26 protein-coding genes and 1 pseudogene are annotated in these 24,533 nt (G+C 62.9%); 15 read left to right on the top strand and 12 right to left on the bottom strand.

Going from position 1 to position 24,533, the window contains the following annotated elements; genetic code table 11:
- Positions 1 to 219: zinc-binding dehydrogenase (locus EN990_RS28735; RefSeq protein ID WP_164766170.1), on the top strand; the 219-nt coding region annotated here is incomplete at its 5' end.
- An 11-nt stretch (positions 220 to 230) separates the two neighbouring features.
- On the opposite strand, the gene EN990_RS28730 is transcribed toward EN990_RS28735, so the two are convergent.
- The 4 genes from EN990_RS28730 to EN990_RS28715 all read right to left on the bottom strand — a co-directional run bounded on the left by EN990_RS28730 (position 231) and on the right by EN990_RS28715 (position 3,627).
- Positions 231 to 938 (bottom strand): LssY C-terminal domain-containing protein, encoded by a 708-nt coding sequence (locus EN990_RS28730; RefSeq protein WP_127369063.1) that lies wholly within the window; start codon positions 936 to 938, stop codon positions 231 to 233.
- 74 nt (positions 939 to 1,012) lie between these two features.
- Positions 1,013 to 1,819, bottom strand: coding sequence for an extensin family protein (locus EN990_RS28725; RefSeq protein WP_127369064.1), 807 nt, complete (start codon positions 1,817 to 1,819; stop codon positions 1,013 to 1,015).
- A gap of 116 nt (positions 1,820 to 1,935) precedes the next feature.
- Positions 1,936 to 3,069: an extensin family protein gene (locus tag EN990_RS28720; RefSeq protein WP_164753939.1), complete on the bottom strand. Its 1,134-nt coding sequence runs from the start codon at positions 3,067 to 3,069 to the stop codon at positions 1,936 to 1,938.
- Positions 3,070 to 3,201: 132 nt separating this feature from the next.
- Positions 3,202 to 3,627, bottom strand: coding sequence for a DUF3775 domain-containing protein (locus tag EN990_RS28715; protein WP_013530064.1), 426 nt, complete (start codon positions 3,625 to 3,627; stop codon positions 3,202 to 3,204).
- Between the two features lie 142 nt (positions 3,628 to 3,769).
- On the opposite strand from EN990_RS28715, the gene EN990_RS28710 reads away from it, so the two are divergent.
- Together EN990_RS28710 and greA are read left to right on the top strand one after the other, a co-directional pair.
- Positions 3,770 to 4,309: a tetratricopeptide repeat protein gene (locus EN990_RS28710; protein ID WP_013530065.1), complete on the top strand. Its 540-nt coding sequence runs from the start codon at positions 3,770 to 3,772 to the stop codon at positions 4,307 to 4,309.
- Between the two features lie 271 nt (positions 4,310 to 4,580).
- Positions 4,581 to 5,054 (top strand): transcription elongation factor GreA, encoded by a 474-nt coding sequence (gene greA / locus EN990_RS28705; RefSeq protein WP_013530066.1) that lies wholly within the window; start codon positions 4,581 to 4,583, stop codon positions 5,052 to 5,054.
- Between the two features lie 239 nt (positions 5,055 to 5,293).
- Here greA and waaC read toward each other — a convergent pair whose 3' ends face one another.
- Genes waaC through rfaD form a run of 3 tightly spaced genes read right to left on the bottom strand, consistent with a single transcriptional unit; the run spans position 5,294 to position 8,201 of the window.
- Positions 5,294 to 6,268 (bottom strand): lipopolysaccharide heptosyltransferase I, encoded by a 975-nt coding sequence (waaC, locus tag EN990_RS28700; protein ID WP_024504158.1) that lies wholly within the window; start codon positions 6,266 to 6,268, stop codon positions 5,294 to 5,296.
- Positions 6,265 to 7,272, bottom strand: coding sequence for a lipopolysaccharide heptosyltransferase II (gene waaF / locus EN990_RS28695; protein WP_127368151.1), 1,008 nt, complete (start codon positions 7,270 to 7,272; stop codon positions 6,265 to 6,267). Before waaF ends, waaC begins: the two co-directional genes overlap by 4 nt.
- Positions 7,245 to 8,201 (bottom strand): ADP-glyceromanno-heptose 6-epimerase, encoded by a 957-nt coding sequence (gene rfaD / locus EN990_RS28690; RefSeq protein ID WP_127368152.1) that lies wholly within the window; start codon positions 8,199 to 8,201, stop codon positions 7,245 to 7,247. The genes waaF and rfaD overlap by 28 nt, the downstream gene beginning before the upstream one ends.
- Positions 8,202 to 8,350: 149 nt before the next feature.
- On the opposite strand from rfaD, the gene EN990_RS28685 reads away from it, so the two are divergent.
- The 6 genes from EN990_RS28685 to EN990_RS28660 all read left to right on the top strand — a co-directional run bounded on the left by EN990_RS28685 (position 8,351) and on the right by EN990_RS28660 (position 12,528).
- Complete coding sequence (locus EN990_RS28685; RefSeq protein ID WP_024504156.1) at positions 8,351 to 8,587, top strand: type II toxin-antitoxin system Phd/YefM family antitoxin; 237 nt, start codon at positions 8,351 to 8,353, stop codon at positions 8,585 to 8,587.
- Positions 8,580 to 8,993, top strand: a complete 414-nt coding sequence (locus EN990_RS28680; RefSeq protein ID WP_245460886.1) for a hypothetical protein — start codon at positions 8,580 to 8,582, stop codon at positions 8,991 to 8,993. The genes EN990_RS28685 and EN990_RS28680 overlap by 8 nt, the downstream gene beginning before the upstream one ends.
- 36 nt (positions 8,994 to 9,029) lie before the next feature.
- On the top strand, positions 9,030 to 9,662 hold the full coding sequence (locus EN990_RS28675; RefSeq protein ID WP_127368153.1) for a LysE family translocator: 633 nt from the start codon (positions 9,030 to 9,032) through the stop codon (positions 9,660 to 9,662).
- A 140-nt stretch (positions 9,663 to 9,802) separates the two neighbouring features.
- Positions 9,803 to 11,296 (top strand): D-glycero-beta-D-manno-heptose-7-phosphate kinase, encoded by a 1,494-nt coding sequence (rfaE1, locus tag EN990_RS28670; protein ID WP_063168811.1) that lies wholly within the window; start codon positions 9,803 to 9,805, stop codon positions 11,294 to 11,296.
- Between the two features lie 7 nt (positions 11,297 to 11,303).
- Positions 11,304 to 11,876: an SIS domain-containing protein gene (locus EN990_RS28665; protein ID WP_024504153.1), complete on the top strand. Its 573-nt coding sequence runs from the start codon at positions 11,304 to 11,306 to the stop codon at positions 11,874 to 11,876.
- Positions 11,869 to 12,528 (top strand): HAD-IIIA family hydrolase, encoded by a 660-nt coding sequence (locus EN990_RS28660; protein ID WP_127368154.1) that lies wholly within the window; start codon positions 11,869 to 11,871, stop codon positions 12,526 to 12,528. The genes EN990_RS28665 and EN990_RS28660 overlap by 8 nt, the downstream gene beginning before the upstream one ends.
- Positions 12,529 to 12,532: 4 nt before the next feature.
- Here EN990_RS28660 and EN990_RS28655 read toward each other — a convergent pair whose 3' ends face one another.
- On the bottom strand, positions 12,533 to 13,327 hold the full coding sequence (locus tag EN990_RS28655) for a glycosyltransferase family 2 protein (protein WP_063172903.1): 795 nt from the start codon (positions 13,325 to 13,327) through the stop codon (positions 12,533 to 12,535).
- Positions 13,328 to 13,579: 252 nt separating this feature from the next.
- Positions 13,580 to 14,059 (bottom strand): Lrp/AsnC family transcriptional regulator, encoded by a 480-nt coding sequence (locus tag EN990_RS28650; RefSeq protein ID WP_023809735.1) that lies wholly within the window; start codon positions 14,057 to 14,059, stop codon positions 13,580 to 13,582.
- Between the two features lie 249 nt (positions 14,060 to 14,308).
- On the opposite strand from EN990_RS28650, the gene trxB reads away from it, so the two are divergent.
- Together trxB and EN990_RS28640 are read left to right on the top strand one after the other, a co-directional pair.
- Positions 14,309 to 15,283: a thioredoxin-disulfide reductase gene (gene trxB / locus EN990_RS28645; RefSeq protein ID WP_127368155.1), complete on the top strand. Its 975-nt coding sequence runs from the start codon at positions 14,309 to 14,311 to the stop codon at positions 15,281 to 15,283.
- A gap of 79 nt (positions 15,284 to 15,362) precedes the next feature.
- Positions 15,363 to 16,259: a LysR family transcriptional regulator gene (locus EN990_RS28640; protein WP_013530079.1), complete on the top strand. Its 897-nt coding sequence runs from the start codon at positions 15,363 to 15,365 to the stop codon at positions 16,257 to 16,259.
- A gap of 66 nt (positions 16,260 to 16,325) precedes the next feature.
- Here the strand turns inward: EN990_RS28640 and EN990_RS28635 are convergent, their stop codons facing one another.
- Together EN990_RS28635 and EN990_RS28630 are read right to left on the bottom strand one after the other, a co-directional pair.
- A complete protein-coding gene (locus EN990_RS28635; RefSeq protein WP_027162108.1) occupies positions 16,326 to 16,823 on the bottom strand; it encodes an isoprenylcysteine carboxylmethyltransferase family protein in 498 nt (165 codons plus the stop codon).
- Positions 16,824 to 17,544: 721 nt separating this feature from the next.
- The gene (locus EN990_RS28630; RefSeq protein WP_127368156.1) at positions 17,545 to 19,596 is read right to left on the bottom strand and encodes an elongation factor G; all 2,052 of its coding nucleotides are present in this window, start codon (positions 19,594 to 19,596) and stop codon (positions 17,545 to 17,547) included.
- A 310-nt stretch (positions 19,597 to 19,906) separates the two neighbouring features.
- On the opposite strand from EN990_RS28630, the gene EN990_RS28625 reads away from it, so the two are divergent.
- A complete protein-coding gene (locus EN990_RS28625) occupies positions 19,907 to 20,302 on the top strand; it encodes a cupin domain-containing protein (RefSeq protein WP_013530082.1) in 396 nt (131 codons plus the stop codon).
- A 180-nt stretch (positions 20,303 to 20,482) separates the two neighbouring features.
- Entirely contained in the window at positions 20,483 to 22,000 is a 1,518-nt protein-coding gene (locus EN990_RS28620; protein ID WP_127368157.1) for an MFS transporter, read from the top strand.
- A gap of 60 nt (positions 22,001 to 22,060) precedes the next feature.
- Here EN990_RS28620 and EN990_RS28615 read toward each other — a convergent pair whose 3' ends face one another.
- Positions 22,061 to 23,263, bottom strand: coding sequence for a pyridoxal phosphate-dependent aminotransferase (locus tag EN990_RS28615; RefSeq protein ID WP_064994526.1), 1,203 nt, complete (start codon positions 23,261 to 23,263; stop codon positions 22,061 to 22,063).
- 207 nt (positions 23,264 to 23,470) lie between these two features.
- Between EN990_RS28615 and EN990_RS28610 the strand changes: the two genes are divergently transcribed.
- Together EN990_RS28610 and EN990_RS36335 are read left to right on the top strand one after the other, a co-directional pair.
- Positions 23,471 to 24,364: an EAL domain-containing protein gene (locus tag EN990_RS28610; RefSeq protein ID WP_127388457.1), complete on the top strand. Its 894-nt coding sequence runs from the start codon at positions 23,471 to 23,473 to the stop codon at positions 24,362 to 24,364.
- A pseudogene (locus tag EN990_RS36335) lies at positions 24,361 to 24,533 on the top strand (EAL domain-containing protein); the annotation flags it as partial. The gene EN990_RS28610 and the pseudogene EN990_RS36335, both read left to right, overlap by 4 nt.

The raw sequence follows: 24,533 nt of genomic DNA, 5'->3' as shown, positions 1-24,533 counted from the left end.
GAGCTCAGCTTTCCCATCCTGCCCTTCATGCGCAACCGCATCACCGTGCAGGGCCTGTCGATCGGCCATCGCCGTGCTTTCGAGCGTATGAATCAGGCGATCGAGGCGCTGGCGATCAAGCCGGTCATCGACAAGGTTTTTGGCTTCGATGAGGTGCCGCAGGCCTTGCAACATCTGGAGAAAGGGCCGTTCGGCAAGATCGTGATCACGACGACCTGACTTTTGCGATGTCATGGCAACTGCTTCAACACGCCGACAATTGCCTCGCCGTCCGTGAAATAGAGATCGCCGCCGCCATTGCGTCCCGCCTTGGTGGCGCCGACGCCCGATATGTCGCTGGTCGAGAGCAGCATGCCGGCAGTGGCCAGGTCGCGCATCAGGAAATCGCGCTCGGCGTCGATGTCGGGGCCGATATGGTGGGTGACGGCGCCGGTGTCGTGGCTGAAGCCGACGGCGCGATCGAAGCTGGCCGAGCCCAGCCACAGCGGCCGGCCATCGTCGCCGCTTGCATCGGTCTGCCAGAAGCGGACATGATGCCGTCGGTCGGCGCTGATGCCCTCCGGCTTTTCGAAGGCGAGATCCTGGGCACGGCCATCGAACAGCAGCCTGCTGACCGGCGCATCGGGATAGGGGTGGTCGAACAGCACGCTTTCACCGATCTCGATCGCGGTCTTCAGGGTGACGGCGTCGGCAGTGTCCCAGCCGGCAACGGCAAAGGCGTGGACCACCTCCTTCTGCGTGCCGACAAGGCCGACATTGATCGGGTCGCCCGGAATGCCTTGCGGCGTGTGCGTCAGCATCTCGAAGCGATGCGTGCGAAAACCTCGATCGCGGAACGTCCAGAATTCCGGTGCGGCGAAATAGGCGAGCGCCAGATACGCGGCCAACAAGGTCGCCGCCCAGATCATAATGCGTCGCCGAACGCTTCGTTGACCCATGAATGCCGCTCAAATGTTCCGGCATCACATTAGGCGTTGTCATGGCATTCAGGCAAAGGATACCCGGCACCGATCTAACGGCAGGCGCGATAACCGTTCTTGCGGTTCTTGATGTCGAAATGAAAATGGTTGCGGTGGTCGTAATTGTAGCCGGGGCCGAGCACGGTGGTGAAGTACTGGCAGCCGTCGGCGCGCACATTGTTGAGGAAGCCACGGGTGCGGAAGGCGAACAGGCCGGGCTTGCGCACGTCGATGTCGTCGCCATTGTTGAGCTCGATGCTCATGACGTCGAGCGCATTGCCCTTGCCGTGTTCGGACAGGACGCCTTCGCCGGCAATCCGGCGGCAGGAATAGCTGGAGCCCTGGTGTATGGTCTTGACGCCGGAGAAATAACGCCAGCGGGCGGAGGGAACGAGTTCGTTCTTCGTCCAGCCGGCAAAGGTAGCTGCCATGTCGCAGGTCAGGGTTGCGGCGGGTTTCATCTGGATGTTGCCGATGGCCGAGACCTTGACCGGATAATCGATGCCGCACTGGCCTTCATGGATCGGCGCCAGGTCGGTGTAGGCGACATCGAGGCGCTTCAATTGCTGACGGCAGTCGGTTTCGCTGGCCGGCATCTGCTCGACGGGCGACATCGGCTCGTCCATGCGCGGATAAGCGGCCTGCGTCATGTACGGATTGGAAGGGACAAGCTTCTGCATGCCGGCATATTGCGGCACGGCAGCCGTCTGCGCGCCGACGTCGACGGCCGGCTGCAGCGACAGCACACTGCCGGTGTTGCAGGCGGAAAGCGCCGCCAGCGCCAGACCGGCGGGCAGCATTGCTGCATATTTTGACTGGCGCGCGGTGGCGAAAAACACGGCCCGAAATTTGCCGGCCATTGGCGGAATCCCGTTGATGGATATCCGGCATTTTAACGATCAAGGGTAAAGGAAAACTCAGCGTCCGCGTTCATGCCTGCGGCCGAATTGCGGCACGCGGCCTGGATCAGCCATGATCACTGGCAGAACGTTCCGCCATGACGGCGCGGTTCGAGATCGAGATGGAAATGCAGGGAATGATCGGCGTCGGCGCCTGGGCCGAGCACCGTCTTGAAGGGTCCGCAGGCGGCCTTGCGAACATTGTTGAGGAATTTGGCGTCTTTCTCCGGCGGCGCCGGGCCGACCTCGATCTTCTTGCCGTCCGACAGCGTGAAGCTGGCGATGTCGAGCGCGTTGCCGAACGCGTGTTCCGACAGTTTTCGTGTGCCGTTGCGTGGCCGGCAGACAAAAGCCGATGCCTGGCCGATCGATTTCAGGTCCGCACCGAATTCGGCCTTTGCCGCCGGCTGGATGACATCGGCGGCAAAACGCGCCGTCGCCTCGGCCATCTTGCAGTTGAGCTCGGTGCCTGGGGCAATCGCGATCGACTTTCCAAGGGTCTTCAGCACGATGGGGTAGGGAATCGAACAGCCGATTTCGGGCTGGCTTTCCGCCTTGTGCTCTTCGAATTCGACGCCGAGCGTCTTTAACCGTTCGCGGCATGCGACTTCCTCGGCCGGCATTTTTTCATCTGGCACGTCGGCCGAGCGCGGATCGGGCAGCATCTTCTCCTCGTCCGCATCGGCCGGCTTTTGCGGTGGCTGCGGGGCGACGGTTGGCGGCTGGGCCTCGGGTTCTGCAATGTCAGGCTTTCGTGTCGGCGTTGGCGCGACGTCCGGCGGCTCCGGCTCGTTTTCCCCGGTTGATGGCTCCGGAGCCAATGGCTCGGGACGTGCCTGCTTTTCCTGGTGGGATTTTTCTTCCTTGAAACGGTCGGGCGCTTCCGCGGCCTTCGGCCCTACGCGCTTTTGCTCCTCGGTCTTTGCAGCTTCAGCCTTTGGTGCGTCCGCCGGGCGTGGTTCGGGCACCGGAATGCCGGGTTGGATTATCGGAGTGCCGGGTTCGGGCACGGGAACATCGGCAGGCGAGGGCAGCGATGCCTGCGTTTTCTGCTGTGTCTGCTTTGGCGTGACCTGCCGGTGGCGCCGTGGTTTCAAACGCTTTCCGCCCCTTGGTTTCAGGGGCTGGTCGGCTCGTGGTGTCAGCGGCTGCTCGACCCGCGGCGTCGGGGGCTTATGATGCCGATGGCGATGTCTCGCCTCGACCGGCATCACCAGCAAGGCCGTGACGGCCACGGTCAACGCAATCCTGCATATTCGGGAAAAGACGATCGACCCCATCGCCCTCAACGGCGCCGACGCAAGGTGGTTGCCTTGGCCGCATCACGAACGGTAACCGCTCCGTTACGCACCGATCGCTTCCAGCCCTTCCTCCAGCCAGTCGGCGAGCAGCGGCATGCCAAGCAGGTATTTCGCGGTGCGCTTGTTGGCGCGTTCGCGCGCGGCGGCCAGCGCGTCCGCCCATTCGGTGGCGTCGTAGTCGCCGCGACCGACCCAGGCCAACGCGATCAGCTCGGCTGCTTCATCGACATTGAGGTCGTTGATCAGCTCGCGTAGCTCTTCTTCGGTCAGGTTCTCGGAGCTTTCCTCGGCAAGGCCGTCATGGTGATGGTTGACATGGGACTCGCCGTCGAGTTCGACCTCGTGCTCGGCGCCATCGGCATAGTCTTCATTGACGGCCGCACTCAGTGCCTTGGCCTTGAGGATGAACAGGCGCACCGTGTCGGGGCCGATCGAAAGCTCCCAGTCCTTTTCAAGCCGCCGCTGCAAGGGCCGTCTCCCTCAGGTCGTTTGCCGGATGATAGCGGATTCGCGGCATCCGTCACCTGATGTTCTCCCGCCCGCATTTTTCCGGGATGAAACGCAAGCCGACCGGCGTTAGTATTGCATTCTCACCCTCCAGGAGGTTTCGATGCATAAAAGAATGCTGATCCAGGCTGCGACCGCGCTTCTCGCGCTGCAGTTCCTCGCTGTTCCCGTGTACGCCGCCGGCAGCGGCGGCAGCGGCGGTGACGAAACCGTCACCCAGTGCAAGAAGGGCCAGGTCTGGGACAAGAAGAAGAAAAAGTGCGTCGCGCCCCAGGAAGGCATGCTCGACGACGACAGCATCTATGATGCAGGCCACGCGCTGGCGATGGCCGGGCGCTATGACGAGGCGATTGCCGTGCTCAGCCTCGCCGCCAACAAGCAGGATCCGCGCATCCTCAACTATCTCGGCTATTCGCACCGCCATTCCGGCCGCGTCACCGTCGGCCTCGGCTATTACGAGGAAGCGCTGCGCATCGATCCGAACTACACGCTGGTGCGCGAATATCTCGGCGAAGCGCATCTGCAGATCGGCGATCTGGCCGGCGCCCAGCAGCAGTTGATGGAAATCGAGAAGCGGACCGGCAAGGGTTCGCGTGAATATGGCATGCTGGCCGAGCAGATCGACCATTTCATGAGAAGCTGAAAAGATCCCAGGGCTCTTCCAAGCGGCCGCGAGCGATCGCGGCCGTTTTTTGTTGCCCCCGGTCTCATTCATCGCCCCCGACTGATGAAAACGGGGATGATTTTAGCAAAACCGATTTTTGGGCGTGAAAAACCCGCTGACATTGCTATATTCAGGGAAATTGCGGTGAAACGGTTCCGTAAGCTCGAGGCTGCCGGACCCGTTTTCTTTTTGTACCCATCGACAAGGCTTTCCCCGATACGCGGGGGTGGCAGCAGGAAAGGCAGGCATCATGAACAAGGTCCCGATGACAGGCGAGGGGTTCGCGTCATTGAAGGAAGAACTGCGCTGGCGCCAGCAGGAAGAGCGGCCGCGCATCATCGAGGCGATCTCCGAAGCGCGCTCGCATGGCGACCTGTCCGAAAATGCCGAATATCATGCCGCCAAAGAGGCGCAGAGCCTCAACGAGGGCCGCGTCAACGAGCTTGAAGATTATATTGCGCGCGCCGAGGTGATCGACGTCAGCAAGCTCAGCGGCGACAAGATCAAGTTCGGCGCCACCGTGGTGCTGGTCGACGAGGACACCGAGGAAAAGAAGACCTACCGGATCGTCGGCGACCAGGAGGCGGACGTGAAGTCCGGCCGCATCTCGATCTCCTCGCCGATCGCGCGTGCGCTCATCGGCAAGGAAGTCGGCGATGCCATCGAGGTCAACGCGCCTGGCGGCGCCAGGGGGTATGAGATCGTCCAGGTGCAGTTCATCTAGGACCTTTGATAATTCTACTCTGGCGGCCGACTACAGCGCCGCGCGTCCTCTCGGACGCGCAAAGGACGCTGTAGGATTTTCAGTTAGCGCATGATCCCTTTCCGAAAATCAATCACGATTTTCGGGGTCATGCGCGGGCGGTTTTCTGCGCTTCCGGTGCTCACGTACTTTAAGTACGCGCCGCTCCGGTTCTCGAAGAACCACGCTATTCGACTCGCCAGAGCGAATTCTGAAAGGTCCTATGCCGGCGCTTGTAGTTTAAGTGCCAATAGCTTTTCTGCTTCCGCCACTACCTCCACCGGCACAACACGCCCCCCATGCGAGGCCAGCAGTGTCGATGCGTAGCGTCCGCGCGGGCCGGTCAGACCCGGCTCTGTTGCCAGGAAAATTGCGACCGTCGGCAGGCCAAAGGCACTGGCAAGATGGGTCAGCCCGGTGTCGGCGCCGATAACCAGCGTCGAGCCGCCGATAGTCGCGGCGATTTCGGACAGCGGCGATTTCGGTACCACGATCGTTGACGGCACGGCGCCTGCGATTGCCTCGGCTACGGTTTTCTCACGCTCGTTCGACCAGGTCGTGACCGGCGTCATCCCCCGCTCAATCAGGAGGCGGGCGGTTCCGATCCAGTCTTCGGCCGGCCATTTCTTGTCTTCGCGGCTGGTTCCGTGCAGCAGGAAGGCGGTTTTTCCAGAAGTGCCCGCCAGGGTGCCGGCGGGCGGCACGATGCCGGAGTCCAGCGTCGAAAGATCGGGTTGATAGGCGAGCGCCAGGCCAAACAACCGCCGCGTCCGTTCGATGGCGTGGAGGTCGCGCGGGACGGCATACGTGGCATCGTAGAACAGCGTCGCTGAGGGTTCGCGCGCGCTCGAACGGTCGAAGCCGGCAATGGGTGAGCCCGCCTGTCTTGCCACCAGGGCCGATTTCAGCAGGCCTTGCGCGTCGATGACCAGATCGTAGCGGCAATTGCGCAAGGTGCGGCGCAGGGCGGCCGCCTCGCGCCAGGTGGCGCCGTCAAGCAGCGCCTTGCGCCAGCGCCGGATCGCCACCGTATGAATCTTGTCGATCGCCGGGTGAAGCGCGACGATTCCGGCGAATGCCTCTTCGACGCACCAGTCGAAGGTCAGGTCCGGGCGGTGGCGACGGGCATCCTCGACCGCCGGAAAGGTGTGGATGACATCGCCCATCGACGACGTCTTGACGATCAGCACCTTCATGCCGCGGCCGGAATTTCCAGCAGCCGGTCCGCCGCTGCCGCGACCTGGCCGACTTCCAGCGTCTTCAGGCAGTTGAGGTGGCCGAGCGGACAGACCTTCTGGTGGCAGGGCGAGCACGACAGGCCGAGCCAGACCAGCTCGCGGCGCTCCGCCAGCGGTGGCGTGTTTTCGGGCGAGGTCGAGCCGTAGACGGCGACGATCGGCGTGCCGACGGCGGCCGCGACATGCATCAGTCCGCTGTCATTGGACACAGCCAGCCTGGCGGCGGATATCAGGTCGATGGCGTCCTCCAGCCGCGTCTGTCCGGCGAGGTCGACGACGCCGGGGACCAGGGCTGCGATCTCCGCCGTCACGTCGCGGTCGTTCTTCGAGCCGAACAGCGCAACCTTCAAGCCTTTGCCCATGAAACCGCTGGCAAGCCCGGCATAGCTTTCGCTGGGCCAGCGCTTGGCAGGGCCGAATTCCGCACCGGGCATCAGGGCCACGAATTTCTGCGGCGCCAGCCCGAAACGGCCGAGCAGGTCGACCTGGTTTTTCGTGTCCACGCTAAGCCGTGGCGCCCGGAAACTGCCGCCTTGGGCAAGGCCGAAATAGGCCTGCGCGGTGCGTCGTTTGATGCTGTCGGGCAATGGCACGATGTCGGTCAGCAGGCCATAGCGCATCTCGCGCAGATTGCCGACACGGCGCGGAATGCGGGCAAAGAACGGAATCAGCGCCGACTTCCAGCTGCCCGGCAGGATATAGGCCATGTCGTAGCGGCCGCGCAGCAGGCGGCCGAAGCGGCGGCGATGGGTGAATTCGAGCGCGCCGGGTTTGAGCGGAAAATCGATCTGCTGGCGGATTTCGGGCATGCGCTTGACCAGGGGTGCTGCCCAGGCCGGAGCCAGCACATCGATGGCGGCGTTGGGATGCAACTCCTTCAGCGCCGAAAACAGGCACTGCGCCATCACCATGTCGCCCACCCAGCGTGGGCCGATCACGAGGATCGTTGGGCTTTCAGCCATTCGACATAGTCTCTGACACCGGTTTCCACTGTCCGGAATTGGCCATTGTAACCGGCCGCGCGCAAACGGGACATATCAGCTTGCGTAAAGCTCTGGTAGCTGCCCTTGAGATGGTCGGGAAAGGGGATGAATTCAATCTCCCCTTTACCCAACGTGTCGATCACCGTTTCGGCGATGGCGCGGAAGGGCTGGGCACGGCCGGTGCCGCAATTGAAGATGCCGCTTGAGCCCCGTTTCCACAGCCACAGATTGACGTCGGCGACATCGCCGACATGGATGAAGTCACGGCTTTGTTCGCCGGGTCCGAACCCGTCATAGGCGCCGAACAGTTTCGGGTTCTCGCCTCGCTCGACCTGGTTGAACAGATGGAGGGCGACGGAAGCCATGGCGCCCTTGTGCGCTTCGCGCGGGCCATAGACGTTGAAGTAGCGCAAGCCTACGACCTGTGAATGGTCGGCCTGCCCGGCGAACACGGTTCGCCTGACATAGTCGTCGAACAGCTTCTTGGAATAGGCGTATACGTTGAGCGGCCGTTCCAACGCGGGTTCCTCGAGGAACTCCGAGCCGCCGCCATAGACGGAAGCCGAGGAGGCATAAAGGAAAGGCACGCGCAAAGTCTGGCTTGCATGCAGCAACCGTTTCGAGAAGGCGTAATTCACCTCCATCATGAATTTGCCGTTCCACTCGGTGGTGGTCGAGCAGGCGCCCTGGTGGAACACGGCCTCGATGCGGCCGAGCGAGCCGGCCTCCATGCGGGGCAGGAAATCGTCCTTGTCGAGATAGTCGGCGATCTTGAGATCGGCAAGATTGACGATCTTGTGACCGTCGGTAAGGTCGTCGACGACGAGGATGTCGTCATGCCCTTCGGCATTCAGCGCGGCGACGATGTTGGAGCCGATCATGCCGGCGCCGCCCGTGACGATGATCATGAAGGACCTCTGGTTGCTTTGCGATTCCGGTCCTTATAGGGGAGGCTAGCCGGGCTGTCGACAAAGCCAGGTGCATGCGCCTGTCCTGCCATTTTATGCGCTTGTCTGTTTTGTCCATTTTGTCTATTATGGACAAAACAGGGTATCCCATGAAAAACTATCCGTCGACCGATCTGAAACAGAATCTTGGAGATGTGCTTGCAGCTGCCAGCCAGCAGCCGGTCTCCATCACTCGCCACAACAAGCCGAGATACGTCCTGATGAGCATCGAGGCCTACGAAGCGCGCTTCGGCAACGACAGCCGCCGCGTCTACGCTGCGAAGGACGCCCCGACCGAACATGTCGAGATGCTCGAGGAGTACGCCGCGGAATTGGACCGTGATTAAACCCGCTGCTGCGGACGTCTGGCGATATCCATATTTTTGGCATCGCCAACACGGAGACGGCGAGACCGAAGGCCGGAAGTCACGGCCTGTGGCCTTTGTGGCTGTCCTTCCTGGGAAAGCCGGGGGTACCAACCTCTTCATACTTGCAATCACTTCCACACAGCCGGGTCGTGATCGCGTTGCAGTCAGCATCCCGGAAATTGAACGCCACCGTGCGGGCCTCGATCCTATGCCCCTTTGGGTCATGGTCGATGAGTACAATCATGATATCCTGGAAGCGTCGGCCTATTTCGAGCCGGGTGCGCGAATTGGCGCGTTCAGCCCGTCATTTCACAAGAAAATTATGTTCGCTTTTACTGCGGTTGTCCGCACGGGTCAGTCCAAAGCAATCCCGCGCGCGGACTGAATCGACAGGGCAGAGCACGATCGTGAGGGACCAAAAATGCCATCGACCGAACTGCTCATCGCGTTTTTCGCCACCACAGCGATCTTCGCCTACATTCCAGGCCCGGCCATGCTCTATGCCGCCGCGCAGACGATGGCGCGCGGCCGCTGGTCCGGCCTGACGGCGGCGCTGGGCATTCATCTGGGCGGCTACGTGCATGTTTTCGCCGCGGCCGCCGGGCTGTCGGTGCTGTTTCATGCCGTGCCGACGCTCTACCTGGCGGTCAAGCTGGTCGGTGCGCTCTATCTGATCTGGCTTGGCATCTCGCTGTTTCGCAAGCGCACGGACGGCGATGCGGCGCTGCCTGCCATCGAGCGCAAATCGGCGCGGCGCGCCTTTTTCGAGAGCATCACCGTCGAGGTGCTCAATCCGAAGACAGCGATCTTCTTCATGGCGTTCCTGCCGCAATTCATCGACGCCTCGGCGGCGTTTCCGGTCTGGCTGCAGTTCGTCGTGCTCGGCACGATAGTCAATCTGATGTTCTCCTCGGCCGATATCGTCTGCGTGTTCCTGGCGGGCGCCGTGATCGGCCGCCTGCGGCGTTCGAGCCGCGCCCAGCGGCTGATGCAGCGGGCGGGAGGGGCGGTGCTGGTCGGGCTGGGCGTCCATGTTGCCCTGCAGAAGAGCTGACGCATCGGACAGTCGCGGGTCATGTCCTGACGTTGCGCTGCGTGGATTTGCGGTATATCGGCAGGCATGAACGATCCGGCCCGTAAATTGACAATTTTCATCACGATTGAGATTTGCCTTACCCTCGCGTTGCCAGTGACATGATCAAGCACAATCCGCCTTCTCCAGAACCATTGCACCGCGCCATTGCGCGGTTCGGCCAGGCCACCGTGCTGGTGGTCGGCGACTTCATCCTCGATCGTTTCGTCAACGGCGTCATTGAGCGGATCTCGCCGGAAGCGCCGATCCCGGTGCTGCATGGGCGCGGCGAGACCTCGACCATGGGCGGCGCCGGCAATGTCGTGGCCAACATCGTTTCGCTCGGCGCTGCCGCTGTCCCCGTTTCCGTAATCGGCGCCGATCTGGCGGGCGACAGTCTGGTGCGGATGCTGCGGGAACTTGGCGCCGATACGGCGGGCCTCGCGCAGGAGCCTGGTCGCATGACATCGTCCAAAAGCCGCTTCAGCGCGCTCAACCAGCAGGTGCTGCGTTTCGATGAAGAGGAGATCAAGCCGCTCGGCGCCGCGGAGCGAGCCGGCCTGATCCGCCATTTCCGCGCCGCGCTGGCGCACGCCGACATCGTCATCCTGTCCGATTACGGCAAGGGCATCCTGCTCGACGGCGTCGCCGGCGACTTGATCGCCATCTGCCGCGAGGCTGGAAAGCCGGTGCTGGTCGACCCTAAGGGCCGCGATTACGCGCGCTATGCCGGGGCGACCGCCATCACCCCCAACCGCAAGGAACTCGGCGAGGCCGTCGGCCATGCGGTGTTCGCCGATGACGAGATCGTGGCTGCCGCGCGCCAGCTGATTTCGGCACATGGTTTCGATTTCGTCGTTGCGACGCGCAGCGAAAAGGGCATGAGCGTGGTCGGCCCCGACGAGGCGCGCCACATCGCCACCCAGGCGCGCGAAGTGTTCGACGTTTCGGGCGCCGGCGATACGGTGATCGCGAGCTTCGCGCTGGCGCTGGCCGTAGGCGCCGATACGGTCATGGCCGCTTCGATCGCCAATGCCGCTGGTGGCGTCGTTGTGGGAAAACGCGGCACAGCGCGGCTGACGGTCGAGGAACTCACCGGCGCGCTGTTCCGTTCACATGGGCCGACCGCCCACAAGGACGCCATCCTCGACGCCACATCGGCCGCCCGCATGGTGGCGGCGTGGAAGGAAGAGGGCCTGAGCGTCGGCTTCACCAATGGTTGCTTCGACATCCTGCATGCCGGCCATGTCAGCTTGCTGCACGCGGCGCGAAGCCAGTGCGACCGGCTGGTGCTCGGCCTCAACAGCGATGCCTCGGTGCGGCGCCTGAAGGGCGCCGGCCGGCCGGTCAACGACCAGCACGACCGCGCCTGCGTGCTGGCAGCACTCGCCTCGGTCGACGCGGTCGTGGTGTTTGAGGAAGATACGCCGCTGGCGCTGATCGAAGCGCTGCTGCCCGACATACTGGTCAAGGGCGCCGATTACACGGTCGATACCGTGGTCGGCGCCGATGTGGTGCAGAAGGCCGGCGGACGCGTCGTGCTGGTCGATCTCGTCGCTGGAAAAAGCACCACCAACACCATTGGCAAATTGCGCGCCGGCGGCACCACAAACTGAGGGTTTCATGTCCGACTTGAACGATTACCTTGTCCGCTCGGCGGCTGCCATATCAGCCATGGTCGAACGGGACCTGACCGGTGAGATGGAGCGGGCAGCGAGCGCGGTGGTGACGGCGCTTTCGTCGGGGAAGGCCTTGCTCATCGCCGGCAATGGCGGCTCGGCCAGCGACGCCATCCACATTGCCGGCGAACTGGTCGGCCGCTTTCTCAAGGAGCGCAAGGCCTACAATGTCATCGCGCTGCCGGCCAATGCGGCGGTGCTGACCGCCTGGGGCAACGACTATGGCTTCGACACGGTGTTTTCGCGCCAGGTCGAGGCGCATGGCGCGGCCGGCGGCGTGCTTCTGGCAATCTCGACCAGCGGCAATTCGCCGAGCATCCTCGCCGCCGCCGAACAGGCACGGAGGATGGACATGACGGTGATCGGCATGACCGGCGATACCGGCGGCAAGCTGAAACCTCTGTCCGATATTCTGCTCAACGTTCCGTCGACCTCGACGCCGATCATCCAGCAGGGGCATCTGTGCCTTTATCATCATCTGTGCGAGGTGGTCGAAGCGCGCCTCAGCAATGGCTGATCCCACGACCTCTGGCCGCTATCCGCTGGCTGAGCCGGGCCTGTGGGTCGAGCAGGTCGGCTCAAAGGTGTTCGCCGCCGGCTCTCCGGCGCTGTTCCTCGACCGCGACGGCACCATCAATATCGATACGGGCTATCCGGATGATCCTGGCGAAATGGTGCTGCGCGCGGATATAGCCGCGGTGATAGCCGCCGCCAACGGGGCCGGCATTCCCGTCATCGTCGTCACCAACCAGTCCGGCATCGCGCGCGGCTATTTCGGCTGGAGCGATTTCGCCGCCGTCAATGGCCGCGTGCTCGAACTGCTACGCGCCGACAATGCGTTCGTCGACATGGTCCTTGCCTGCGCCTATCACGAGGCGGGCTCCGGCCCGCTCGCGGCCGCAGATCATCCGATGCGCAAGCCCAATCCGGGCATGCTGCTGGAGGCGGCCAGGCGCCTCGGGCTCGATCTGCGGCGTTCGCTGATCGTCGGCGACAAGGAGGCCGACATGGAGGCGGGACAACGCGCCGGCCTCTCGCAGGGCTGGCTGGTGGACGGGCAAGCGGCTGTCCGACGGGGCTTCACAATTCGGCCTTGGTGCGACCGCGCGGACTTCGACGGCCTGCTCGCCGCAATAGCTGGACTTGGGGCCGCCTCGGGCGCGCCCTAACGGTCTATACCCGATCGTTGTCCCGCCAGGCTTCATAGAGCTTGGCCTCGGTGGCGAACGAATACACCATCACCAGCATCGAATAGACGAACCCGTGCCGGCCGCACAGGAAGTAGCGCTTGGCCAGGTAAAACTTCAGGAAGTTGCCAAGCGGCGACAGCACCAGTCTTATCAGGCCAGGCTTCTTGGCTCGTTCGACCAGCGTGGCGACCTTGAGGCTGGAGTAGGTGTTGGCTCTCGCCAGATCCTCGGCAATAGTCATTTCGCGGCGATGCAGCAGCACGCCATTTTCTATGGTGCCGGTTTCGCCCGGCACCTCGAACGACTCATGGACCCGCAGATTGAGGTCCATGGTTGCCTTGTCGCGCCGGAAAAGCCGCAGCAGCCTGTTGTGAAGCACCCAGCGGTGCGCATAGCCGTAACCCTTCAGCTTGTCGCGGCGCCTGATATACCATCCGTCGAAAGCGTCATTCCCAAGCTGCGTCACACTCATGATCGACTGCCTGAGAACGTCATCGATGGCCTCGTCGGCTTCAATCGAAAGGCACCACGGTTGGGTGGCCTGATCGAGCGCGAATTGCCGCTGACGAGGAAAGCCCGGCCAATCATTGTGAAACAGCCTTATCGGGTAGCCCTTGGCGATGAACGCATTGACGACGTCCAGAGTGCTGTCCGTCGAGCCTGAATCGACGACGATGATCTCGGCGCAGAAGTCGACGCTCTCCAGGCATTCGCCGATCATGTCGGCCTCGTTCATACAGATGACCAGCGCCGAAACCGGGCTAGAAAATCGAGTCATCGTCCCACCCCACGGCACACTGTTCTCGGAATTGGGCTGCCCTGCGCCACCTGTATTATGCAATCCCGAAAGCGCTATGCGCTTTTCCCAGGAAAACCGTTACACACTTTTTCTGGAATTGCTCTAGGAAACCAGCAAGGCGGCTACGGCAGGACATCCGGCTTCACAGAAGTGCCTATCGAACGCCAAAGCGGCGCTGATATGGCGAGGCGTTCAAGCCGCATCGGCGAAAGCCGGTTGCGGTTCACCGGCTCAAGGCTGTGCGAACGAGACCAAGCCTTCGTCCTTGACCCGGCGGATGGTGAGCGCTGTGCGCACCGTGTCGACATTCGGGGTCGAGGTCAGTTCCTCGATGACGAAGGTCTGGAAGGCGCCGAGGTCGCTCGCCACGCAATGCAGGAGGAAATCGGATTCGCCCGACACCATCCAGGCGTCGCGTACGATCGGCCAGCCGCGGGTGCGCTCGGCAAAGATGCGCAGCTCGGCATCGGCTTGATGATGCAGGCCGACCAGGCAGAAGGCAACGACATCAAGGCCGAGCGCTGGTGCGTTGAGCAGAGCGCGGTAGCCACGGATGATGCCGGCTTCCTCCAGGCGCTTGACGCGGCGCAGGCATGGCGGTGCCGAAATGCCGACGCGGTTCGACAGTTCGACATTGGTCATGCGGCCGTCGCCCTGCAATTCGCGCAGGATCTTCCAGTCGATGGCGTCGAGGTCGGCCTTGAGCGGCATGGGGGCTCTCGATCATGAGGGGCAACACGCAAGAATCTTGCGTGATTTTGTAATTAAACGACTTCGCTGTCCATTCCATCCTTCGCCCGGAATATTTCGCGGGATCCGCGGGCGACAGGGTGTGACAAAGCTTTCCGGGGACGAACTCCAACTTGCCTTGCTGGCGTCGTGGGCAACACTTACATTACGCGCGACAATGATCGAGTTTTCCATGCCGCAATTGCCGGCAGCCCTCCGCAGAGGCTTTAGATGACCACCAAGCACGCGCCCGTTCTCATCATCGGTTCCGGCCCGGCCGGCTATACGGCGGCGGTCTACGCCGCCCGCGCCATGCTGAAGCCGATGCTGGTCGCCGGCCTGCAGCAGGGCGGGCAGTTGATGATCACCACCGATGTCGAGAACTATCCCGGCTTCGCCGACCCGATCCAGGGTCCGTGGCTGATGGAGCAGATGCTGAAACAGGCCGAGCATGTCGGCACCGACATCATCAACGACATCATCACCGAGGTCGACCTCAACGTGCGACCGTTCCGTGCCAAGGGCGATTCCGGCACCACCTACACCGCCGACGCGCTGATCATCGCGACCGGCGCGCAAGCGAAATGGCTGGGCATCCCGACCGAGCAGGACTTTATGGGTTTTGGAGTCTCGGCCTGCGCCACCTGTGACGGCTTCTTCTACCGGGGCAAGGATGTCGCGGTGATCGGCGGCGGCAATTCGGCGGTGGAAGAGGCGCTCTATCTGTCCAATCTCGCCAAGAGCGTGACGGTGATCCACAGGCGCAGCGATTTTCGCGCCGAACGTATCCTGCGCGAGCGGCTTCTGAAGAAGGACAATGTCCGCGTCATCTGGGACACGATCGTCGACGAGATCACCGGTCGGCCCGGCAAGACGCCGCTGCCGCCCTCGGTCGTGGGGCTGAAGCTCAAGCATGCGGTGACCGGCGAGGTGTCGCACCTCAAGATCGACGGCGTGTTCGTGGCCATCGGCCATGCGCCGGCGGTTGAACTGTTCGCCGGCAAGCTCAAGCAGAAGCCGAACGGCTATCTGTGGACGGCGCCGGATTCGACCCGCACCGATGTGCCGGGCGTGTTCGCGGCCGGCGATGTGACCGACGATATCTACCGCCAGGCGGTGACGGCAGCGGGGCTTGGCTGCATGGCCGCACTCGAGGCGGAGAAGTATCTGGCCGGCATCGAAGTGCATCGCGAAGCGGCCGAGTAGAGAGTTCAGAGAGCGGCTTAGAAACGCCGTGTAAAAGCCTGATTTTTCATTCAGACGCCAAAACAGAACGAGGGGAATCATGGCGTTGGACTGGGACAAGCTACGCGTGTTTCACGCTGCGGCGGAGGCGGGGTCGTTTACCCATGCGGCCGAGACATTGCATCTGTCACAATCGGCGATCTCGCGGCAGGTCAGCGCGCTCGAGCATGATGTCGGCGTGCCGCTGTTCAACCGCCACGCCCGCGGGCTGGTGTTGACCGAGCAGGGTGAGATGCTGTTTCGCACGGCGCATGACGTGCTGATGAAACTGGAGACCATCAAGTCCCGGCTGACCGAGACCAAGGATCGCCCGTCGGGCGTGCTGCGGGTGACGACGACGGTGGGGCTGGGCGCCGGCTGGCTAACCGAGCGGGTGCAGGAATTCATCGAACTCTATCCTGAAATCAGCCTGCAGTTGATCCTCGCCAACGAGGAGCTCGATCTCACCATGCGCCAGGCCGATTGCGCCATTCGGCTGCGCCAGCCGCAGCAGCCGGACCTGATCCAGCGCCGCCTGTTCACCGTGCATTTCCACCTCTACGCGGCCCCATCCTATGTCGCCAAGCATGGCAGGCCGTCTTCCGTCGCCGAGCTGAAGGCCCATCGCATCGTCACCTTCGGCGTGCCGGTGCCGTCGCATCTGTCGGAGCTGAACTGGCTGGAAACGGTCGGTGATTTCGAAGGCGGACAAAGGGTGCCGACGCTGCAGATCAACGACATATTGTCGATCAAGCGGGCGGTGCAGGGCGGTGCCGGTATCGCCATGCTGCCCGACTATGTGATCAGCAAGGACTCCGACCTCGTGCAGCTGCTGCCGGAGACCGAGGTGCCGTCTTTCGACACCTATTTTGCTTATCCGGACGCGATGAAGAACCAGGCCAAGCTGCACGTGTTCCGGGACTTTATCATCGCCAAGGCGAGAAGCTGGTCATTCTAAGGACATGTCGATTGCCTGGCCCGACCTGAGCCTCAACATGCCCTGAGACGGCGCTGCCGGTTTCACCTACCCCCGCCAGGGCGACAGTCGAGGCAACCAGCCGGGTACGTTGCGGCGGTAGGCGTCGTATTCGGCGCCGTACCGGTGAGCCAAAGTCGGCTCCTCGTAGAACCGCACGAAAGAGCCCATGGCGATCGCGCCGATGACCGCATAAGCGGCCAGCGTCCAGCTCGAGAACAGCAATGCCTGGCCGAGGATGATCGACAGCACGGCGACATACATCGGGTTGCGGACATGACGGTAGATGCCGCCGATCACCAGCCTCTCGGTTGGCGCGACCGGAGCGGGCGTGCCGAGGCCCTCAAGCGCGAATCGACCGAAGGCATGCAGCAGTGCTGCGATCGCGACGGCGATCAGAAGCCCGCCGACAGGGACAAAGCCCGGCAGACCAGACCACGGCAAGCCCCAGCGATCTGTCAACAGCCATGGCACCAGCCCGGCAACCACGCAGGGCGCCGCGATGAAGAAGGCCGCACTGCCGGCGATCGCCGAAAACGTCCGCATTGGCTGCCTCCTCCCCGATTGCCTTAGAAATGCACGCCTGCTGCCTGCTTCCACATCATTGCCCGGTTTTGGCATTTTGAACCGAAAGCCAGCCGAGATCGGCGATTCTGTAGTTGCAATTGCCCGATTCGGCGGCCCATTTCGACGATTCTGCTGGTCCTATTGGCTTCTGGAATGGGTTAGACCACAGCCTGCGTCTTTTTGCATGCGTGTGTTGCAAAATAGATGCTTGTTTCTTGGGCATGATGAGCACATATATAGATCATCTCCTGGGCGCGTTCTCCTCCCATTAGCGCCCTCGAGTGTTCCCCTCTGGAGGTTAGCCTTAACAGGCACTCCAATCAAACTCAGCCGGATCTTCATTGATCCGGCTTTTTTGTTGCCTGTGTTCTGTTGGGCCGGCAAAAAATTCCATCACAATTGCCACGTAACGGTGACATGTAACCTCTGGTAACATAGCCCGGGCGCCCGCGACCTGCTATGTGGATCATAGGACGCGGTGTGGTTCGGACGGGAGATGGGGGCATCACTCGTACGGCCCGGGCTCAGGCGGCTACCGCGTCCGAACCGTTTTTCCGCCGAACTCGGCGGCACCAAATGCGGCGGACCTGCCGTTTTACCTCCCAAGGAAACGGTCCGCGAACAAAACGACGTCCGGTCCCCGCCGGACGTCGTTTTCTTTTGTCCCCCTCGAATCAGGTTCGAGAGGAACGCTACGCCATCAGGCAGCCTTGCCGTTGGTGTTCATCGCCTCGTCGGCCAGACGGCCGGTGAGTTCGGCCATGTGGTCGAAGACGGCACGGTAGCTGGCGACGCCCGCGGTCGCCGAGCGCAACTCGATGATCAGGTCGCCGATCTCGGCTTGCGGCATGGTTGCCTCGACGACATCCCATCCTGGCCAGCCAGGCCGCGCGTCGTAGCCGAGTATCTGGCCGCGCCGTTGCGGGATGAGAGCGATGATCTTCGAGGTGGCGTCGGAGGGTGTGACGATCTCGACCTTCATCACAGGCTCCAGGAGCACCGGCAAGCACGCGGCCATGCCTTCCTTCATTGCCAGCCTGGCCGCCATCTGGAAGGCCATGTCGGAGGAATCGACCGCATGGTAGGAGCCGTCCGACAGGTTGACTGCGACATCCACGACCGGAAAGCCCAGCGGCCCGGATTTCAGATAGTCGCGCACCCCGGTCTCGACCGACTGGATGTAGGTCTTGGGCACGACGCCGCCGGTGATGGTGTCGGTGAACTGGAAGCCGGAGCCGCGCGGCAGCGGCTTGATCTCGATCACCACGTCACCGAACTGGCCATGTCCGCCGGACTGTTTCTTGTGACGGCCGCGCTGTTGCGCCGATTTGCGGATCGTCTCGCGATAGGGCACCGCCGGCGGATGGCCTTCGACCGGTATCTGGTTCTTGCCTTCCAGCCGCTCGCGCACCACGCGCAGATGCATCTCGCCATGGCCCGACAGCACGGTTTCAGCCGAGTCCTGGTTGTGGCGCAGGCTGAGCGAGGGGTCCTCCTCGGCCAGCCGCTGGATGGCAGCCGACATCTTCACTTCGTCCTTGCGCTCCTTGGGGCGGAGCGCGAAGGCGAAGACCGGCTGCGGCGGCTCGAACTGGACGAGCGGCTTGATGCCGCCCTTGGCCGAACTCAGCGTCTGGCCGGTCTTGACCTCGTCCAGCTTGCCCAGCGCGACCGTATCGCCGGCCTTGGCGCTGGAGAGCTTGGACTGGTCCTTGCCGAGCATCCGGTAGATGCCGGAAACCTTGGCCGTGTCGCCGCCGGGCAGCCAGAGTTCGGAACCGTCGACGACCTGGCCGGAGAGGATGCGCGACACCGACAGCTTGCCGCCATGCGAGGTGTGGATGGTCTTCATCACCTGGACCAGGGTAGCCGCGCCGTCGGGTGCACCGAGCCGCTTGCGGGTCGCCTCGATGTCGGGCGCGTCGTGGCGGATCGCCTTCAGGAGACGCAGCACGCCGTTGCCTTTCTCGGCGGTGCCGATCAGCACCGGCGTCACCGCGCCGTCGCGCAGGTCGGCGGCGAGATCGTCGAAGATCGCGTCCTTTGGCGGTTCGATCTCCTCGAGCAGCTGTTCCATCAACTGGTCATCATGGTCGGCCAGCGTCTCCAGCATCGAGAAACGCGCTTCGAGCTCGCGCGCCTTCTCGTCGCCGGGAATCTGCGCCACCTCGCTTTCGGCATATTCGCGATAGATGTAGGCGCGCTCCAGCGCCAGGTCGATCGAACCAATGACGACGCCGTCCTTGCGCAGCGGAATCTGGCGCAGCAGCAATGGCACGGCACTGGCCGGCTGCAGCATCTTCAGCGTGTCTCGCACGCCGGTGATTGCCTTGTCGACCTTGTTGAGAAACAGGATGCGCGGCACGCCGAGATCGTCGAGCTTGCGCATGATCAGTTGCAGGGCAGGGATCTTCTTTTCATCGGCCTCGGCCACGACCACCGCGAGGTCGCAGGCGGCCAGCACCGGTTCGGCTTCGAAAGAGAATTCGATGGAGCCGGGACAGTCGACGAAGGTGATCTGCTCGCCCATGAATTCGGTGGTGGCGATCGTCGCCTCGACGCTCATGGCGTGGGCGCGCGCCTCGGGCGAATGATCTGAAACGGTGTTGCCTGATGAAACGGGATTTTGTCGGGGAATTGAGCCCGTACGGGCCAATATGGCTTCGAGAAGTGTCGTCTTACCGCTTGCGAAGGGACCGACTATGGCAATGCATTTCGGTCCCGTGCGTCGTCCTCCGGCGCGAGTACCCATGACTGACCTCCACTCAGGCGTTTCCCGCAGGACCGACTGGCATGCATGGTTCAGGCGTGGTCAATCGGTCCTGAGCGGCGGCCGGCCTGTTCGACCGTCGCGGGCGGGGTTCTTTTCAAGTCCACCTGCCCAAAGCCATCGTCCCACTTGTTTGCCGGCAGGGCAAGGAAAATAGAAATCCTTTGCTCGGCCGTGGACCCGTGCTGGCCATATAGGGGGCTGGCAGCCGGAAGCTGTTGCACGTCGGCCGATATCGGCGGAAACTGAAGCAGGCGACCCGTCGCCCGCTGTTTTGAAGGACCATCGACCCATGAAGATCATTGCCTGCGGCAGCGTGCCGACCGTCATCGCGCCGGAAAAATACTTCACCGGCCGGGTGCTGCAGACGCCGATCATCGAGAAAGAGGCGCCGGCGCGGCTGCGAGCCACGCTGGTCAGCTTCGAGCCGGGCGCGCGCACCCACTGGCATACGCATCCGCTTGGCCAGACGCTCTACGTGACGGTGGGCGCCGGGCTTGCCCAGACGTGGGGCGGCCCGGTCCAGCAGATCAGGGCGGGCGACGTCATCTCGTTCGCGCCTGGCGAAAAACACTGGCATGGCGCGGCGCCGAAATCGGCGATGACGCATATCGCCATGCAGGAGGCGCTCGACGATGTCCATGCCGACTGGCTGGAAGCGGTGACATCGGAACAATATGACGGCTGAATGCTCAGTCCGCAGGAACCCGGCTTCTATTCCAGCCGCAACATTTTCAGAAGAGGGCGACTCGCGGCGAGTCCAGTACCATGGCGCAGGCCATACTCAGTCGCCGGATCGACAGCGCCATGCCGCCCGTTCAACTGACCGTCGGCCAGTAATTTGCGAAACTCACGTCCGGACATAGCCATGTCAAAGCACCGTTTGCCCCTGGTCGCCGCTGTCTATCTTGGTTCGTTCGTGGCTCTGCTCGACGTCAGCATCGTCAATGTCGCGCTGCCGACCATCCAGCAGGCGTTGCAAACCGATTTCGGCGGCCTGCAATGGGTGGTCGACGCCTACACGCTGTGCCTGTCGGCCTTCATGCTGTCGTCCGGCCTGATCGGCGACCGCTATGGCCGCAAGCGCTCATGGCTGGCCGGCGTCGGCATCTTCGTGGCCGGCTCGCTGATCTGCGCCGTCGCGCCCAATTTGCCGGTGCTGCTGGCTGGCCGGGTCGTACAGGGCATCGCCGGCTCGCTGCTCATTCCAGGCGCGCTGTCGATCCTGACGCAAGCCTTTCCCGATGCACGCCAGCGCGCCGGCGTCATTGGCGGCTGGGCGTCGTTCGCCGCCATCTCTCTGCTCGTTGGTCCCGTCCTCGGTGGCATCCTGGTCGAGACCGTCGGCTGGCAAAGCATCTTCCTGATCAACCTGCCGCTTGGTCTGATCACGATCGCGCTCGGTGCTGCTTCGATCAACGAGACGGCGCATCCCGAACATGCCCATCTCGATCTCGTCGGCCTGGCTCTCAGCATCCTGTGGCTGGGGGCGCTGACCTTTGGCCTGATCTCGGCCGGCGAGAATGGTTGGGGCGAGCCAAGGACGGTCACGGCGCTCATCGCAGGTGTCGTCGGCCTGGGTGCTTTCCTCGGCTTCGAGGCGCGCACGGCACGGCCGATGCTGCCGCTTGGCCTCTTCCGTGACGTCCGCTTTGCCGTCGCCAATGTCGCTTCGTTCGCGCTCGGCTTCACCTCCTATTCCAGCGTCTTCTTCTTCTCGATGTTCCTGCAGCAGGTGCAGGGCTGGTCGCCGACGCAGACCAGCCTGCGCATGGCGCCGGCCTTCATCGTCCAGATCGTGGTGTCGCCGTGGATCGGCAGGCTGAGCGCGCGCTATGGTCACTCCGCGCTGATGACCATCGGCTATGTTGCTATCGGCCTGTCCATGCTCGGCATGTGCTGGGCCGGTCCTTCGACGTCCTACGCGACGCTGTGCCTTCTGTTCGCCATCGGCGGCCTCGGCAATGCGCTTGCAATCCCGACCGGCAGCGCTGCCGCCATGTCCTATGCGCCGCGCGAACGCTCGGGCATGGTGTCGGCGGTCATCAATGCCACCCGCCAGAGCGGTCTTGCCATCGGCATCGCCTTGCTCGGCGCCTTGATGAGCATGCGGGCAACCAACCTTTTGACCGGGTATCTCGGCGATGCCGGTGTCGCCAACGCGGAAGCGGTCGCCCGTGCTGCAATTTCGCGGCATGATTTCGCAACCGATGCGGCGATGGGCGAAAGCGGCGTGCATGAACTCTATGCTGCCGCCTATGCCGGCGGCTTCCATGCCGCCATGCTGACGGCAGCGATCGGCGCGTTCCTCACCGCCGCACTGCTGGTTGCCGTGCTGGCGCCGGCCGAGGCGCGCTCGGCCAAAGAGACCAAGCACGAGGCGTGAGGCTGACGGCCCATTGAAAACCCGGCAGTGAAGCCGGGTTCTGCGTTCAAAGTGCGCCGCTCAGGTCAGCGAAGCCGTAAAGCGCTGGATGCGCGTGCAGGCTTCCTCCAGAAGCGTCTCCGAGGTGGCGTAGGAGATGCGGAAGTTGGGGCCGAGGCCGAAGGCCGAGCCGAACACCACCGCGACGCCCTCGGCTTCGAGCAATTCCGAGCAGAAGGTTTCGTCGGTGTCGATCGGCTTGCCGGCCTTGGTCTTCTTGCCGATCAACTGGGCGCAGGAGGGATAGACATAGAAGGCCCCTTCCGGCGACGGACAGGTGATGCCGCGCGCCTGGTTGAGCATCGAGACGACGAGGTCGCGACGGCCTTGAAAGATCGCCTTGTTTTTGGCGATGAAATCCTGCGGGCCATTCAGCGCCTCGACGGATGCCCATTGCGCGATGGTGCAGGCGCCCGATGTCTGCTGACCCTGGATCATGTCCATCGCCTTGATCAGTTGGACCGGGCCCGCCGCATAACCGATGCGCCAGCCGGTCATTGCATAGGCTTTCGACACGCCGTTCATGGTCAGCGTGCGCTCGTAGAGCTTAGGCTCGACCTCGGCGATGGTCTTGAAGACGAAATCGCCATAGGTCAGGTGCTCGTACATGTCGTCGGTCAGCGTCCAGACATGCGGATGCTTCAACAGCACGTCGGCCAGAGCGCGCAGTTCGGCCTCGGTATAGGCGGCACCCGACGGGTTCGACGGCGAGTTCATCAGCAGCCATTTGGTCTTCGGCGTGATCGCCTTTTCCAGCACGGAAGCGGTCAGTTTGAAGCCGTTGTCGATCGAGGTGTCGGCAAACACGGAGGTGCCGCCGCAGATCGCCACCATCTCGGGGTAGCTGACCCAGTAGGGGCGAGGAATGATGACCTCGTCGCCGGGGTTCAGCGTCGCCATGAAGGCGTTGAACAGGATCTGCTTGCCGCCCGTACCGACGATGGTCTGCTCGGGCTTGTAGTCGAGATTGTTCTCGCGCTTAAACTTTTTTGCGATCGCCTCGCGCAGCGGCACGATGCCCGAAACCGGCGGATACTTGGTTTCGCCGCGGCGGATCGCCTCGATTGCCGCATTCTTGATGTTGTCGGGCGTGTCGAAATCCGGCTCGCCGGCGCCGAGGCCAATAATGTCACGGCCGGCATTTTTCAGCTCGCGCGCTTTCTGCGTGACCGCGATGGTGGCGGAAGGCTTCACGCGCGAAAGGGTGTCGGCAAGAAAGGCCATGAGCTTGACGTCTCCATGGAAGATCGGCGCGGCCAGGAGCGACCGCGGCGCTTCTCATGTCGCATGATTTCGCGCAACGCAAGCATTGTCGGCTGATCCAGGTCTCAAGGAGCTGTGATCGGACCCGGGGTCGGCAACAATAAATTCATTAACGAGCGGTAGAGGCTTGAGTGGCAGGATCGCAGACCAATTGCGGAGCGAGGAACCGTGTCGCGCAGCGTCGGGCTTGCCCACATCATCCGTCAGGACGACGGCACCTCCACCGGTGTCTGGGGCATCTACACGTTGCAAAGCGCTTTCCAGCCGATCTTCGCCTTCAAGGAAGGCAAGCTGTCGGTGGTCGCGTTCGAAGGGCTGATCCGACCGTTCCGCGACGGCGAGCCACAATCGCCGATCAATTTCTTCTCGACCTGTCCGGCCGCCGACCGGCTGCATATCGAGGCGCTGACCAGGACGCTGCATCTTCTCAACGCCGGTGCCTGCCTGCCGCGGGAAGCGTCGATCTTTGTTAATTTCGACCCGTCGGTGTTCACCGAACGCACTGTTGCCGACGCTGCCTTGCGCGAAATGCGGCTCGTGCTGCACGAGGCCGGCATCGACCCGCGCCGCGTCGTCTGCGAGGTGACCGAGCAGCGATCGGCGTCGCAGGAAGCCTTGCACGGCTTCGTCGCGGCACTGAGAGCCAACGGTTTTCGCATCGCCGTCGACGATTATGGCGCCGACGATTCCGACATCAACCGGGTCAAGGAGTTGAAGCCGGATATCGTCAAGTTCGATGCCTACTGGATCACGCAACTGATGGAGTCCGGCGCCGGCTTCGCGTTGCTGACCACCATGGTGAAGAACTTCGAGGAGCAAGGCATCCATACGGTGTTCGAAGGCATCGAGGAGGGCTGGCAACTGGAGCTCGCCGAGAAATCGGGTGCGTCGATGGTGCAGGGTTTCGTGCTGGCGCGACCCGAATTGGCGCCGACCAGCTTTGGCGTCTTCGACAAGGCCGGGCAGGCGCCTGTCGCTGCCGCCGTCGACACGTCGGCTGCTGCCGTGGCAACGCCTTCGGCGCGGCCGGTCAAGGCCTTTGGGCGCCGCGTGGCGACATGAGAGGTGATCGGCGGCGCAATGTCGGCGATGCGATCCGGGTCGACGAAGTCGGCATCGAATACGGCATGTATGGCGAGTTCCGGCTGCGCAGCGCCTATCAGCCGATTTTCGCGCCGCGCGGCCGGTTCCTTCACGCGGTCGCGGCCGAAGCCCTGATCGAGCCGCACCG

This window comes from Mesorhizobium sp. M7A.F.Ca.US.005.03.1.1 (assembly GCF_003997975.1).
GTDB lineage: Bacteria > Pseudomonadota > Alphaproteobacteria > Rhizobiales > Rhizobiaceae > Mesorhizobium > Mesorhizobium ciceri.
This window is presented reverse-complemented; position numbering and strand designations above follow the sequence as displayed.

Excerpts from the sequence above, each read along its gene's own strand:
- EN990_RS28685 (WP_024504156.1), top strand. The coding sequence starts at position 8,351 with ATGAAAAACTATCCGTCGACCGATCTGAAACAGAATCTTGGAGATGTG.
- greA (WP_013530066.1), top strand. The coding sequence starts at position 4,581 with ATGAACAAGGTCCCGATGACAGGCGAGGGGTTCGCGTCATTGAAGGAA.
- EN990_RS28675 (WP_127368153.1), top strand. The coding sequence starts at position 9,030 with ATGCCATCGACCGAACTGCTCATCGCGTTTTTCGCCACCACAGCGATC.
- EN990_RS28665 (WP_024504153.1), top strand. The coding sequence starts at position 11,304 with ATGTCCGACTTGAACGATTACCTTGTCCGCTCGGCGGCTGCCATATCA.
- trxB (WP_127368155.1), top strand. The coding sequence starts at position 14,309 with ATGACCACCAAGCACGCGCCCGTTCTCATCATCGGTTCCGGCCCGGCC.
- EN990_RS28710 (WP_013530065.1), top strand. The coding sequence starts at position 3,770 with ATGCATAAAAGAATGCTGATCCAGGCTGCGACCGCGCTTCTCGCGCTG.
- rfaE1 (WP_063168811.1), top strand. The coding sequence starts at position 9,803 with ATGATCAAGCACAATCCGCCTTCTCCAGAACCATTGCACCGCGCCATT.
- EN990_RS28615 (WP_064994526.1), bottom strand. The coding sequence starts at position 23,263 with ATGGCCTTTCTTGCCGACACCCTTTCGCGCGTGAAGCCTTCCGCCACC.
- EN990_RS28620 (WP_127368157.1), top strand. The coding sequence starts at position 20,483 with ATGTCAAAGCACCGTTTGCCCCTGGTCGCCGCTGTCTATCTTGGTTCG.
- EN990_RS28655 (WP_063172903.1), bottom strand. The coding sequence starts at position 13,327 with ATGACTCGATTTTCTAGCCCGGTTTCGGCGCTGGTCATCTGTATGAAC.
- waaC (WP_024504158.1), bottom strand. The coding sequence starts at position 6,268 with ATGAAGGTGCTGATCGTCAAGACGTCGTCGATGGGCGATGTCATCCAC.
- rfaD (WP_127368152.1), bottom strand. The coding sequence starts at position 8,201 with ATGATCATCGTCACGGGCGGCGCCGGCATGATCGGCTCCAACATCGTC.
- EN990_RS28730 (WP_127369063.1), bottom strand. The coding sequence starts at position 938 with ATGGGTCAACGAAGCGTTCGGCGACGCATTATGATCTGGGCGGCGACC.
- EN990_RS28630 (WP_127368156.1), bottom strand. The coding sequence starts at position 19,596 with ATGGGTACTCGCGCCGGAGGACGACGCACGGGACCGAAATGCATTGCC.
- EN990_RS28725 (WP_127369064.1), bottom strand. The coding sequence starts at position 1,819 with ATGGCCGGCAAATTTCGGGCCGTGTTTTTCGCCACCGCGCGCCAGTCA.
- EN990_RS28640 (WP_013530079.1), top strand. The coding sequence starts at position 15,363 with ATGGCGTTGGACTGGGACAAGCTACGCGTGTTTCACGCTGCGGCGGAG.
- EN990_RS28660 (WP_127368154.1), top strand. The coding sequence starts at position 11,869 with ATGGCTGATCCCACGACCTCTGGCCGCTATCCGCTGGCTGAGCCGGGC.
- EN990_RS28650 (WP_023809735.1), bottom strand. The coding sequence starts at position 14,059 with ATGCCGCTCAAGGCCGACCTCGACGCCATCGACTGGAAGATCCTGCGC.
- EN990_RS28720 (WP_164753939.1), bottom strand. The coding sequence starts at position 3,069 with ATGCCGGTCGAGGCGAGACATCGCCATCGGCATCATAAGCCCCCGACG.
- EN990_RS28635 (WP_027162108.1), bottom strand. The coding sequence starts at position 16,823 with ATGCGGACGTTTTCGGCGATCGCCGGCAGTGCGGCCTTCTTCATCGCG.
- waaF (WP_127368151.1), bottom strand. The coding sequence starts at position 7,272 with ATGGCTGAAAGCCCAACGATCCTCGTGATCGGCCCACGCTGGGTGGGC.
- EN990_RS28625 (WP_013530082.1), top strand. The coding sequence starts at position 19,907 with ATGAAGATCATTGCCTGCGGCAGCGTGCCGACCGTCATCGCGCCGGAA.